A 12089-nucleotide genomic window follows, 5' to 3' on the forward strand; every position below is an offset into this window, starting at 1 on the left:
ACGCACGTTACTACAGCTCCCCAAGTGTCCGAGCCAGAGACGGTGCAGCCGTTATGTACGGAACTCACCTTTTGTCAGCCTGCTACCTCAAGCACCCTCCCACTCCTGTTCCTCGCACACCTCCCACAGCCAGGTCCCCCACCACTCCTTCGGACACTCGAACACGGCGTCCGCGCTCTCCGGCCGCGGCGTCTCCGACACCTCGGGCGTCGGCTCCGCCTCCGGCTGCGGCGTCGCCGTGGGCTCCGCCGTACGCTCGTCCCTCGGAACGGCCACCCTGGGCACCGCCGGGCGCCTCCCGGGCTCCCTGACGGGCTCCGCCGGACGGCGCGGCCGGGCCACCACGACCCCCGGCATCCACCCCTCGTACATCCGGTCGGGCCGAGGTGGAGGAGGCACCCACCTCGGCCCGAAGGCCGCGTCCGGAACGGGGACGACCACGTACGGCAGAGCCGCGATGACGCCCCCCTCCGATGCCCCGTCGGCACCGGCGTCCCGGACGGCCTCGCCGTACCCGGTGAGGTCGGCCACCAGCAGGCCGGTGGCAAGAAGCGCGGGAGCCAGCATCGCCCCGCAGAGCACCAACGGCCGCAGCGCGCGACGCTCCCGGCTGCGAACAGGTCGCCGTTCGATCACGCAGCGTGACATTAGCCATGCCCACCACGCCCCCACGCCGTCACTTGCCACGCCTTTACCGCAGCTCAGCGAAGGGATAACGCGACTTCACCCGCCACCACCCCACCCGGCGCGCACGCACGCCGAACTTTCGCTACCCTTGGAGGGAGTCCCCGCCTCCGTAGCTCAGGGGATAGAGCACCGCTCTCCTAAAGCGGGTGTCGCATGTTCGAATCATGCCGGGGGCACTCTTCCTGGATGAGAACTCCGGCGCCTCTCAGCCTGGTGTCCAGACGGCAGGTAGGAGTTCTGTCGCCCTTCGGTAGGCGTCCTTGAGGAATGCGTGCCGACGGGCCGGGGTCGCGCCGGTCTGGGCCATGAGGACATCGCGCAGCGGATGGCGTGACTCGATGAGGTCGTTGTTGCGCTGTTCGAGCCACGGCATCCAGGACTCGTGCGGTGCCCGGTCCCGCTTCTCGTCGTTGCAGGGCTTGCAGGACAGCACCAAATTCCAGACGGTGTCGACGTCAGGGCCCTTCCAGTCGCGGGTGAGCAGTTTCCAGGGCAGGACGTGCTCGACGATGGGGCCGCTGCTCTCCTGGACCATGAGCTGGTCGCAGTAGGCGCAGCGGCCGTCCTGGTATCCGTTGAGGGCGGGGACGACTCCCGTGACGCTCCTGCGGCGCCGCTCGGTCCGCAGGACCAGGTGCTGGGTGCCGGAGTCGTAGATCAGCTGGGGGACGGAGTCGTGGGTTGGCTGGGTGCCGGAGTCATGGACCAGCCGGACGCTGGAGTCGCGGGCCGGCTGGGTGCCGGGGTCGCGGACCAGTTGGACGCTGGAGTCGTAGGCCGGCGAGGGGGCGAGTACGGCGCCGGAGATGCCGGTCGCCCAGGCCGTCTCCACCAGCCGCCATCGGGCGGCGGTCTCGGCGTCGAGGTCGGGAGCGTGCACCGATCGGGCGAGTTCGAGGAGTTCGTCGCGTAGCACCAGGCCCGGGGAGACGGAGCTCTTGCGCTGGTCCTCGTAGTAGCGCACCGGTGCCTGGTCGCCGCCGAGCTTGGGGAAGGCGTCGATGACGTTGGCGAAGCCGAGCTGGACGGTTCGCCGGTGCAGCGTGTCGAGGTCGATCTCGCCGGCGTTGAACGCGCGGCAGGCGGCCAAGAACCTGCTGCTCTCGGAGGTGCCCTGCCGGGGCTGGCGCTGGAGGGCTTGGCAGAGGAGCTCCGCGTACCGCGGCGCCAGCTCGTCCAACGTGACGTGATCACGACCGGTGGCGGCGATGTCCAGCAGGGTCGCGCCGAAGGCGAACTTGTAGGTGGCCGAGTTGGCACCGTACAGGACGATTGCGCGCCATACGCTCTCACCGGTGACCACGCCGCGCTGGTAATCCACATGCGGAGTATCCGCCAGGAGGGCGACATTTTTATGCAAAAACGGACAATCAAGTACGGCAAGCTGATCCGCGATCGGATTCCGGAGATCATCGAGGCCGACGGCGCGACGGCCGAGGTCCGTGTCCTCGACGAATCGGAGCTGGTCCCCGCGTTGATGGCCAAGCTCATCGAAGAGGCCGACGAACTGCGCCAGGCCGGGCCCGACGAACGTTTGGGGGAACTGGCTGACATCTACGAGGTGCTGGCGGCCCTCACCGGAGCACTCGGACTCTCCGAGGAGCAGATCCGGGAAGCGGCACGCCGCAAGCAGACCGAGCGGGGCGGCTTCAGCCGCCGCCTGTGGCTCGACGAGGTGTCCGGGTGATCAGGATTCGGTGACGGCCGCCGGCTACGGCTCGTCCTCCTGGATCGGCACTGTCGCTGGCCACGGGTCGCCGTACCGAGCCGGTACGGTCGGCGGCCCGTACGTCGATGACTCGGCATGCGTCCCGGCGGGCTCAGGAGGACCAGGCCGTGAGGAGTTCGGCCGGACCGTACACGGCGTCGAGTCCCGTGCAGCTGGTCCCGCTGCGCGATACGGCGATCACCGGTACGGGGTCGGGTGTGAGCGCGGCGCGGTGGCGGTGCAGTGCCGCGAGGTCGTGCCGGTCGAACGGGGAGTTCTCCAGCCACTTCACCGAGCCGACGAACAACAGCTCCCCGGCGATCGGCGCGCGGTCTGCTCCCACGATGTCGATCTCCACGTCGTTGGTGCGGGTCCAGTAGCCGCCGATGGCGGGGGCTGCGGGGAGGTGTGCATCGGGCAGCAGCCGGGCCAGCGCCTCGCGCACCAGGGGTTCGACGGCCCTGCCGCGCCAGCTGGTCCAGTTCTCGCGGATGCGCCCCAGCGTCAGGTCACCGCGGCCCCGCTCGATCTCCTCCATCGCCGGCCCCAGGAGCTTCAGCCAGAAGCGGAGATAGGGGTCCGCGATTCGGTAGCGACGGTCCTTCGAAGGCCGTGTGGACACGGGAAGCTCCGCCGCGATCACCCGCTTGTCCGCGAGGATCCCCAGTGACCGCTGCAGCGGGGTCGATCCGATGCCTCCGGCGGCACGGGCGATGTTGGAGAACGTCCGTTCGCCGCTGCCGATCGCCGCGAGGACGGTACGGGCCTGCGCCTGCTGGGGGAACTCGGCGGCGAGTGAGCGCTCCGCCGACACCAGCAGAGGTGAGACCGGATCGCTGAGTGCCGCCTGCAGGAACTCCCACATTCCGGCGCCGTGCGGCCACTCCGCGCAGATCAGGGGTAGTCCACCGGTGATCAGGGCCGCGTCGAAGGCCGCGGCGGGATCGAGGCCGAGCATCTCGCCCACCTCCGCCGGGTTGAGGGGGCCCAGCACCATCTCCCGTCCACGCTGATGGAATGGGCGCGTGTAGCTGTTCAGCGCCTCCATCATCGACAGGTCGGAGCCGATGAGGACCAGCAGGACCGGTTTCGTCTCCAGTGCTCGGTCCCAGGCCCGCTGGAGCATGCCTTCGAATGCGCCCTCAGCGTCCATCAGGTAGGGCACCTCGTCCATGACCACCACACTCGCCCGGTCGTGCGGCAGTGCCGCCGCCAGCACATCGAATGCGGCGTCCCAGCTCTCCGGACGGGCCGCGGACAGCAGATTCGCCAGGGGAAGGCTGGAGGACCGCGCGTCCTGGCTGAGCCGTTCCAGGTCCGTCTCCGGCGAGGCTCCGGTGGCGGCGTAGAAGAGGAACGGCGCGCCGGACCTCTCGGCGAACCTCTCCACCAGCCGCGACTTGCCCACCCGGCGGCGACCTCGGAGCATCAGGCACCGTCCGGGTCGCTCTCCACCGATTCCGGCGGTCACCTTGGCCAGCTCGCGATCCAGCGTCGCGAGTTCGTGTCGCCTGCCTACGAAGTCCGCCACATCGTCGCCTTCCAGAGTTCATCCAGTGCCCATCAGAATACTAACATCAATGTTAGTAACTTTTATGTTAGTAACAGAATGGCAGTTCGAAGGATGTCACCGGCTTCTGGAGGCCGTCGGGAGGAGTCGGCCTTCGGTGCAGATGACGATCTTGAAGGCGTTTCCCGGGTCAGATGGGGCTCGTGTCTCGCCTGACCGTAGCTTCGCGGGTGTTCGCATCGGTCCGCTCCCCTTCGGTGGAACTTCGCCGACGCCGTTTTGTCGGTGCCGCAGTGTGTTCTTCACTCCACCCCCGAAAGGAGCCACGAGCATGCATGACGACGAGTCGGCGTTACACGACGCGGCCGAGGACGGTTCGCCCAAGGAGGTCGCAGAGCTGGCCGGTCGGGTGGAGGACGTCGACGCCCTGCACGAGGGTCGTACCGCCCTCTGGGTCGCCGTGTACGAGGGGCGTCACGACAACGCTCGCGTTCTGGTGGCCGCCGGGGCCGATCCGTGGAAGCCGATGATGAGTGGCTGGTCGCCGGGGCGCCTCAGCCTGGCCGGTCCGAAACCGGACCTGTTCGGTCGTCCCGCCGGGGTGAGCGGGCTGACGGATGACGAGGCCGCCGCGGTGGTGGAGGCGGAACGGCTGAGCGCGGCGCTGGGCGAGTTCTACTACGAGGGCACCGGGCTGGCGTGCGTGGCCGGGATCGACGCGGCCGAGGCGACGCGGCGGCTGGAGGCCATGGCCGAGGACGTGGACCCCGAGGAGTTCCTCGACGAGATCGACCCCTTCGATGACGAGTCGATGGCCTACGTCGGCGTCACCGACGTGCCCGGCGGCTGCGTCGTCACCCAGCCCTGGGGATACATACCGCAGGCCTCCGGTATCAGCAGGCGGCTGTCCGTGGGGACCGTCTGTTACGGCCTCTACGCCAATCCCAAGAGCGGCAACCAGGGCAGCATCGTTCGTGACGGCGAGATCGTCGGGTGGGACCTGCATCCCGGTGGAGCTCCCTGGGAGGACGACGGGCCCCTTGAGGTCCTTTTCTCCTACCTCTACCGGTACGACGCGGTCGCCTACTCCTGCGCCTACGCGGGTCTGCGGCTGACCGACGCGCGAGCGGTCACCGGCCCGCCTGACGCGTGGCTGCGTCTGCCGGAGCGCGATCACTGGCGCTGACCTCGCCTTTCTCACGGGCCGGGCCTGTTTCCCGAGCACTTTCACGAGCCAGGTCCGCTGTCCGAGCACTCTCACGGGCCGGGCCCGCCGCCCGAGCACCGTTCCACTCAAGATCGAATACCGACAGGATGGGCGCCATGCAGGACTGGATGGTTGATTTCGCCGAGTACGTCCGAGAGCTGTTACCCGAGAAGCTCGCCGAGCGTTTCATCGCCCTGGCCCGTCCGGCCGTCCGGCTGTCGGTCGCCGAGGAGGGCGAGACCGTCGTCGGCCGGCTGGGTGGCCTGCCCCGGCTGCCCGCCGGAGTGCCGTGGCCGGGGACCGAAGACGGTGGTTCGGGGATGCAGTTCCTCGCCGAGCTGGACTGCGCGGCGCTCGCGGCGTATGAGTCGGACATCGGCCTGCCCGCCGAGGGCGCGCTGCTGTTCTTCGCCACCTGGGAGGGTACGGCCGCGCGGGTGATCCTGCTTCCGCCCGGGGCCGTACGCGTGCCCGAGAAGGAGGCGCCCGTCCGATGGGAGTCGCAGGTGTTCCCCGAGGTGCCGCTGACCGCCGAGACCGTGGTCACCTGGCCGACGCGCGGGCATGACGATCTGGTCAGGCTGGGCGACGACTTCTGGGACCGCGTCGTGGGAGAGGATCCCTGGGAGACCTTCGGCGACATGCTCGCCGACTTCGCCGAGGCGGAGGGCGGCCGGGCACACCGGGTCGGCGGCTATTCAGACGCCCTGCACCAGCCTGTCGAGGCCGCCGCCGCGTACGCGGTGGCCGGGGTGGAGCCTAAGGACCCCGGCTTCGCGGCGGAGGCGTCCCAGTGGGTCAACCTGCTCCAGCTCGACGAGGACAACGAGATGATATTCGGGGACGGAGGAGTCCTGGTCTTCGGCATCCGCCGGGACCGGCTCGCCGCCCGCGACTTCAGTCAGGTCTTCCCCTACCTCCAGGGGCACTGACGCCGGCCGCTCTCCCACGCCGAGAGGGGCCGCGGCTGTGTCAGCCACGGCCCCCGGCGGTTGTTCGTCAGCTGGTGCCGCCGGTCAGCACGGTGACCGTCAGCCGGTGCTGCCGGTCACCGTGGTGCCGGACTTGGTGATGTTGTAGGTGATCTTCGTGCCGCTCCAGAAGTGGAAGGTGAGGGTGACGCGGCCGTCGTTGACCTCGGCGAAGAACTCGGGCTTCAGGATGATGGTGTTCGCGGTGTAGTCGGGCTGGAAGTGCTCCCAGAAGTGCTTGTACGGGGTCCAGTTGGCCGGTCCCGCCGGGCTGCCGTCGGCGTACTTGGCCTCCATCGTGGCGAGCTGGTCGCCGCGGAACTGGGTGGGGATGGTGAACGAGCCAGTCGTGCCGGTAGCGGCGGCCTGGGTCGGCGGGTCGGAGGTGATGACGCTGATCTGCCACGGCACGCCCTGGGAGAAGCGGGCCTCGATGGTGGCGTTCACGCCGTAGGCGCGGTTGCCGGCAAGCCGGGTGAGGGCCGCCGCGGTGAGGGTCAGGGTGTTGCCGGACACGGTGTAGTCGGTGCCGGCGGCGAGTTTGGCGCCGCCCTGCCACAGGCCCTGGAACGAGGTGCCGTTGGGGTTGAGCGTGAGCGTCCTGGCGGTGATCGAGCCGCTGCGGGGGACGTACACCTGGTCGGACGAGGCGGTGCCGGAGCGCGTGGTCCAGCTGGCCTTCATCATCTCGTAGACGCCCTGGTCACGCCATCGCAGCTCGTTGCGGTTCAGGAACTGGCCCGCGTCCCAGAGCATGGTGGTGAGCTTCCGGGTGCGGGCGTGGTAGCCGACGGCTTCGAGATACTTCAGGAACTCGCCGCGTTCGATGATCCCGGGCCGGGTGTGGTCGTAGTCGAGCAGCGCCCACTCTCCGATGATCACGGGGATCCCGCGGGAGACGAAAGTGTCGCGCACCCGGTCGAAGGTGCCGACCAGGTCCTGTTCGACGTCGCTGTTGTAGGTGGTGCCGCCGGCGATGTTGACGCTGAACGGCCACCACCCGTAGAAGTGCACGGTCGCAGCGAGGTTGGGGTCCTTCAGCTGGTCGAAGGTGGCCTTCAGCGCGTCCAGCCGGGCCTGCTCGCCGCTGGTGTGCAGGGTGGGCAGCACGAGCAGCCGGGTGGCGTTGCCGCCGCCGGTCCCGCGCACGAGGCGGACGAACTCGGTGTTGAGCTCGTTCACCACCTGGTCGCTCGCCGCGTCTCCTGAGGTGCCGGTGAACTGCGGTTCGTTGATGCTCTCGAACACCAGCTTGGAGGAGTGGTCGCGGAACGTGCCGGCGATCTGCTTCCACAGCGCGGTGTACCGGTTCATCACGGTCGTACGGTCGCCGGGGTAGGTGTTGATCCACTGCCAGGAGTCGTGATGCAGGTTGATCATCACGTAGAAGCCCTCCGCCAGGGACCAGTCGACGATCTCGCGGACGCGGTTCAGCCAGGCGGCGTCGATGGTGTGGTCGGGAGCCGGGCCGTGGTGGTTGCTCCAGGTCACCGGGATCCGGATGCTGTTGTAGCCCTGGGATCGCACGTGGTGCAGCAGGGCCCGGGTCGTCAGCGGGTTGCCCCATGCCGTCTCGTCGGAGATGGCGTCGAGTGTGTTGCCCAGGTTCCAGCCGGGCTGCATCGCGGCCACCGTGGCCATCGCGTCGCCCGGCCGCGGGGACGTCGTCGGCGAGGGGCTCGAGCTGGGCGACGTCGTCGGCGTCGCGCTGGGGGACGGCGTTCCGCCGGTGCCTCCGGTGCAGGTGACGCCGTTGAGTGTGAACGCGGCCGGGGCGGCGTTGCTCCCGGACCACGATCCGTTGAAGCCGAAGGAGACCGTCCCGTTGGTCGCGACGGCCGCGTTGTAGCTCGCGTTCGCCGCGGTGACCTGCGCGCCCGAGGAGGTGACCGTCGCGTTCCACGCCTGGGTGACCTTCTGGCCCGAGGGGAACGTCCAGGCCAGACGCCAGCCGTTGATCGGGTCGCCGAGGTTGGTGACGTTCACGTTCGCGGTGAAGCCGCCCGTCCACTGGGTCGTGACCTCGTACGCCACCCGGCAGCCCGCGGCCGCCTGAGCGTTGACGGCCGTCGTCATCCCCGCGGCGAGCAGTACGGCCAGCGTGCCGACGACCATGCGCGCCCGCAGCCGGGCTCTTCGGAGGAATTGCGGATTCAAGAGCGCTCCCTTGCCTTGTACGGGTCGGCGCGAGCCGGCCGCCGGTGGTGACGTGAGGGGTGAGACGCCGACACGAGGGCGATCCCGACCGTGCAACAGAAACACGATGCGCGCGGAAACATAACATGACGACTTTCCATGGACCACTGCTCGCCGAATGGCGGCCGGAGCGATGTGCGGGCCATTTCACCAGCACGTACTTCGGGAGACGATCCCCTGATCTGTGCCGCAGGTCAGCGACGGTGTCGCCGCCTTCTTCCGCACTCTGGTCCCATACGCGGAGAAGAAGGCATAGAAAGTTTCTAAGCCATTGCTCTGAAAATTTCAGGCTCGATGACCGTGTGACCGGGTGAGCGGAAGCCTCCCGGTCCCGGCGAGCGGCGATCAGATGGCGAAGATCACCAGAACGGTGAGGCCGATGCTCAGTGCGATGAGGACCGGCGTCCTCCCCTGCTCGGCGGCCTCCCTCCGAGAGGAGACCACCAGCACCGCGCCCACGGCCACCGCCGCCGCCAGGTGCAGGCCGTACCACAGGGGACAAGACAGGCTGGGCGATCGGCATCGTCCGGCCTTTCCCGGGTGGGTACGGCGCGGCGTCAGCCGGTGACGAGGGTGGTGAGCGTGAGGGTCTCCTCGCCCGAGGGGCCGGCGAGGCGGACGGACAGCTCCCACCCGCCGCCCATGGAGAACAGGTCGCCCTCCGCGACGAAGTGACCGGGGGCGGTCTTCCTGGCCGTGACCTCGGGCATCGCGTGGCCCATGGCGGGCATCACGGCGGCGACGGTGACCGTGTCGGCCTCTCCCCTGTCCAGCCGTACGTCGATCGTGTTCCGGTCGGCGGTGACGGTGACGGCGTAGTGGGCGCCCGCCGTGGTCACCGGGTCTCCGCCTGAGGCGCGGGCGGCGAAGAACACGATGATCACGACCCCCAGAATCCCGACGAGCTCCAGGCCGCCCAGACCTCGCCGGGCTTTCTTCCGGATCATCGGGGGACCTCCACGGTGAAGGGCACGGTGGTGATGCCGCGGTCTGTGGCGTACTGCGCCCAGGCGAAGTAGCGACCCGGCGCGGGGAAGCCGAATGTGAAGCGCAACCGGCTGCCGGGCGTCCCCATCTCGTGGACGTGGCCGAGGAACTCGCCGTCCTCGGCGCGCACGATGAGGTGCCCCGCCATTCCGAGCCACGGCTTCGGTGTCCCGCTCGTGACCACCTGGATGGTGGCGGGCCGTCCCGACTGCGGTACGGCGGGCGTCATCGTCACCGTCCCCGCCTCGGCGCCGCGGATCCCGGGGCCGGGTGAGGACGCGGGGTCCGGGTCTCCGGCACCGGGCGGGGCCGTGGCGTCCCGGGGCTTCGGACCGGTCGACGCGGTGGCGTCCCGGCCGTCTGAGGCGTCTCCTGTCTCGGGCGGGGCCGTCGCGTCCCGGGCGTCCGGGTCGGGGGAGGTCGTCGGGGGGCTTTCCGGGCCGGCGACCGTGAAGGAGCCGGTGAGGAGCTGGCCGCCCGAGTCGGTGCGTTCGAGTTCGACGTAGGCGAGATAGCGGCCGGGACGGTCGGCGCGCAGCCGAGCCTCCAGCCGGCCCGGCGCGGTGCGCAGCGGATGGACGTGGCGGAAGTAGCGGCCGTCCTCGCTGGTGACCACCAGGTGGGCCATGGCCTCGTGGTGGACGGCGAGGTCGTCGACGGGCCGCCCGGTGGACCCGTCGAACAGTTCCACGCGCGTCACGAACTCCTCCCCCGCCGCCGGGTGGGCGGGGACCGTGCTCACCATCCGCTGGACGTACGGCCTGCCGAGCGCGGAGCCCGTGGGCCGGGGCTCGGCGCCGTCCGGCGACCCGGCGGGCAGCCAGGGTTCGAGGACCACGATCAGCGCGGCGACCGAGATCCCCGCGGCGGCGACCGCGGTCACGACGAACGCCGGTCTGCCGCGCCGGTTGAACGCCCCGCTGAGCAGGCCGCCCACCAGGAGCAGACCGGCCGTGAAAAGGCCGCCGTAGATCAGGTACTCCCACCCGGAGCCGCGGTCCACCAGGACCCGGAACGGGATCGTCGCGATCTCGCCTCCGGCGGCGACGGTCAGCTCGTGCGGCCCGGTCTCCTCGACCCGCAGCTGGGAGGGGCGGCCGGGCGCCACTGTGCCGTGCGTGACGCGCCCGTCGGTCATCGATCGGAGCCGCAGGTCCAGCGCCGGGGCGGTGGGGAATCCGACCACCTCGACGCGCAGCGGCCCCGGAACGCGGGTCGTGGCCTTGATGACGAGGGTCAGCTCGGCGCCCGCGATCGTCTGCGCGATCCGCAGGTCCGCCCCCGCCCTGACGTCGTGCGCCACCGCGGGCGACGCCGACGCCACCGTCAGCAGGACGGCCAGGCAGAACAGCCGGAGCAGGCGAAGCGGACCGGCCGGGCGGAGCGACCTAAGCGACCGAAGCGGCCGCAACGGACCGGCCGGGCGGAGCGGTCGGAGCCGTCGGGATCGTCGGAGCCGAAGGGTCATGCCCGTCGGGCGTCCGGCTCATCGGCCTCCGCCCGCGTCGCGTTCGCGGAGAACACGGCGTCCGGCCGGCCGCTCCGTGCGGTTGCCGCGTTCGACGGGGAACCGGCGCCCGCAGGCGTCCCGTCCGAAGGAAGGACGGTCTCCGCGGGTGTCCCGTTCGGGAGGAGGCCCGTCTGCGCGGGCACCGCGTTCGGGAGGAACAGGACGCCGAGTGCGAGGCCGATGAGACCCGCCACGATCGGCGCGCCGGTCCAGAGTTCGGGTACGGCGGGTAGCCGTCCCACGACCAGGGAGGCGACCGCGACGTACAGGGACCAGGTGGCGAACGCCGACAGGCCGGCGAAGGCCCAGTAGGCGGCCCGGCGCTCCCGCGAGGGGCGCAGCCACCGGATCAGCAGGTCGCCCACCAGCCCGGCGATGACGAACGTCAGCAGGATCGGCACGTTGCCGAAGGCCGTCTGCGCGCCCGGCATCAGGACGCCCACCAAGGACAGCACGGTCACGCTGCCGAACGGCAGGCGCCACCTCCGCAGGAGGAGCAGCACGGGGGCGAGCAGCATCGCGTTCGTGATGATCATCGATGCGGCCAGGGCGCCGGCGCCGCCGTCGTCCGCGCTGGAGAAGGCCCGGACGACGCTCTCCGCGCCCCACTGGATGGCGTTGCCGTACGACACGAACAGCGACACCAGCGCGGCGCCGAAGCCGAGTCCGACCAGCGCGGGCAGCAGCCGCGACAGGCTGGGCCGATCCCCGAGGTCCGGGGCGTTCCAGGCCGAGCGGAGCGGGCTCGTGATGATGAGCATCATCGTCACGATCAGTCCCAGGTGGGAGGGGCTGAACAGGATGTCGACGGTCTGCTCGATGCCCAGGAACGTGTGCCACATCAGGTCGGCGAACCCGAACGCGGCGAACCCCGGGATGGCGAGCAGCCCCGCGAGGTATCCGTCCGGCACCGCGGACAGGCCGCTGCGGCCGGCGCGGACGTTGCGGTAGACCTGCCAGATGATCCACGCCGACACCGCCGCGAACCCCGAGTAGAAGGCCGCGTGCCAGGGCGTGAAGAACGTCTCCAGCTCGGCCAGGTTGCTGTGCGCCCAGGCGTCGATCATCAGCCCGACGCCGAACCAGACGCCGAGCAGCGCCGTGACCATGTCGGCCCGGAGGCTCACCCTCGGGCGCGCCTGCCCGGAGTCCGCGAGCAGCCGCCGTACTCCAGCGTCCACCGCCATCAGTGTGTTCCTTTCCGTCGGTCCGATCGCCGGTGGATCCCCGGCGGTCCGGTCACCGTTCACCGTTCACCGTGAGTTCCCGCCGTCCCGGTCGGGCCGACGGCTTCCCGCCGGTCCGGTCACCGG

The 12089-nt window shown here is 70.1% G+C and carries 10 protein-coding genes and 1 tRNA gene; 4 read left to right on the top strand and 7 right to left on the bottom strand.

Annotation, left to right across the window (positions count from 1 at the left end; genetic code table 11):
* Positions 1–87 precede the first annotated feature (87 nt).
* The gene (locus ACFYSC_RS05840) at positions 88–636 is read right to left on the bottom strand and encodes a hypothetical protein (protein ID WP_389957230.1); all 549 of its coding nucleotides are present in this window, start codon (positions 634–636) and stop codon (positions 88–90) included.
* Between the two features lie 154 nt (positions 637–790).
* On the opposite strand from ACFYSC_RS05840, the gene ACFYSC_RS05845 reads away from it, so the two are divergent.
* A tRNA-Arg gene (locus tag ACFYSC_RS05845) sits at positions 791–863 on the top strand.
* A 29-nt stretch (positions 864–892) separates the two neighbouring features.
* Here ACFYSC_RS05845 and ACFYSC_RS05850 read toward each other — a convergent pair.
* The gene (locus ACFYSC_RS05850; protein ID WP_389957233.1) at positions 893–2008 is read right to left on the bottom strand and encodes an HNH endonuclease; all 1116 of its coding nucleotides are present in this window, start codon (positions 2006–2008) and stop codon (positions 893–895) included.
* 33 nt (positions 2009–2041) lie between these two features.
* Here ACFYSC_RS05850 and ACFYSC_RS05855 point away from each other — a divergent pair, with 33 nt between their 5' ends.
* Complete coding sequence (locus ACFYSC_RS05855) at positions 2042–2374, top strand: phosphoribosyl-ATP pyrophosphohydrolase (protein ID WP_389957236.1); 333 nt, start codon at positions 2042–2044, stop codon at positions 2372–2374.
* A 133-nt stretch (positions 2375–2507) separates the two neighbouring features.
* Here ACFYSC_RS05855 and ACFYSC_RS05860 read toward each other — a convergent pair whose 3' ends face one another.
* Entirely contained in the window at positions 2508–3926 is a 1419-nt protein-coding gene (locus tag ACFYSC_RS05860) for an ATP-binding protein (RefSeq protein ID WP_389957238.1), read from the bottom strand.
* A 310-nt stretch (positions 3927–4236) separates the two neighbouring features.
* On the opposite strand from ACFYSC_RS05860, the gene ACFYSC_RS05865 reads away from it, so the two are divergent.
* A complete protein-coding gene (locus tag ACFYSC_RS05865) occupies positions 4237–5091 on the top strand; it encodes an ankyrin repeat domain-containing protein (protein WP_389957241.1) in 855 nt (284 codons plus the stop codon).
* Positions 5092–5228: 137 nt separating this feature from the next.
* Positions 5229–6044, top strand: a complete 816-nt coding sequence (locus tag ACFYSC_RS05870; RefSeq protein WP_389957243.1) for a YwqG family protein — start codon at positions 5229–5231, stop codon at positions 6042–6044.
* Positions 6045–6143: 99 nt separating this feature from the next.
* Here ACFYSC_RS05870 and ACFYSC_RS05875 read toward each other — a convergent pair whose 3' ends face one another.
* The 4 genes from ACFYSC_RS05875 to ACFYSC_RS05890 form a co-directional block, all read right to left on the bottom strand.
* Positions 6144–8240, bottom strand: a complete 2097-nt coding sequence (locus tag ACFYSC_RS05875) for a cellulase family glycosylhydrolase (protein WP_389957246.1) — start codon at positions 8238–8240, stop codon at positions 6144–6146.
* A 596-nt stretch (positions 8241–8836) separates the two neighbouring features.
* Entirely contained in the window at positions 8837–9226 is a 390-nt protein-coding gene (locus ACFYSC_RS05880; protein ID WP_389957249.1) for a hypothetical protein, read from the bottom strand.
* Entirely contained in the window at positions 9223–10677 is a 1455-nt protein-coding gene (locus tag ACFYSC_RS05885) for a hypothetical protein (RefSeq protein ID WP_389957252.1), read from the bottom strand. Before ACFYSC_RS05885 ends, ACFYSC_RS05880 begins: the two co-directional genes overlap by 4 nt.
* Before the next feature lie 53 nt (positions 10678–10730).
* Positions 10731–11963 carry a hypothetical protein gene (locus ACFYSC_RS05890; RefSeq protein ID WP_389957255.1) on the bottom strand — a complete coding sequence of 411 codons (1233 nt, stop codon included), beginning with the start codon at positions 11961–11963 and terminating at the stop codon, positions 10731–10733.
* Positions 11964–12089 lie beyond the last annotated feature (126 nt).

The organism is Streptosporangium sp. NPDC004379 (assembly GCF_042873875.1).
Lineage (GTDB): Bacteria > Actinomycetota > Actinomycetes > Streptosporangiales > Streptosporangiaceae > Streptosporangium.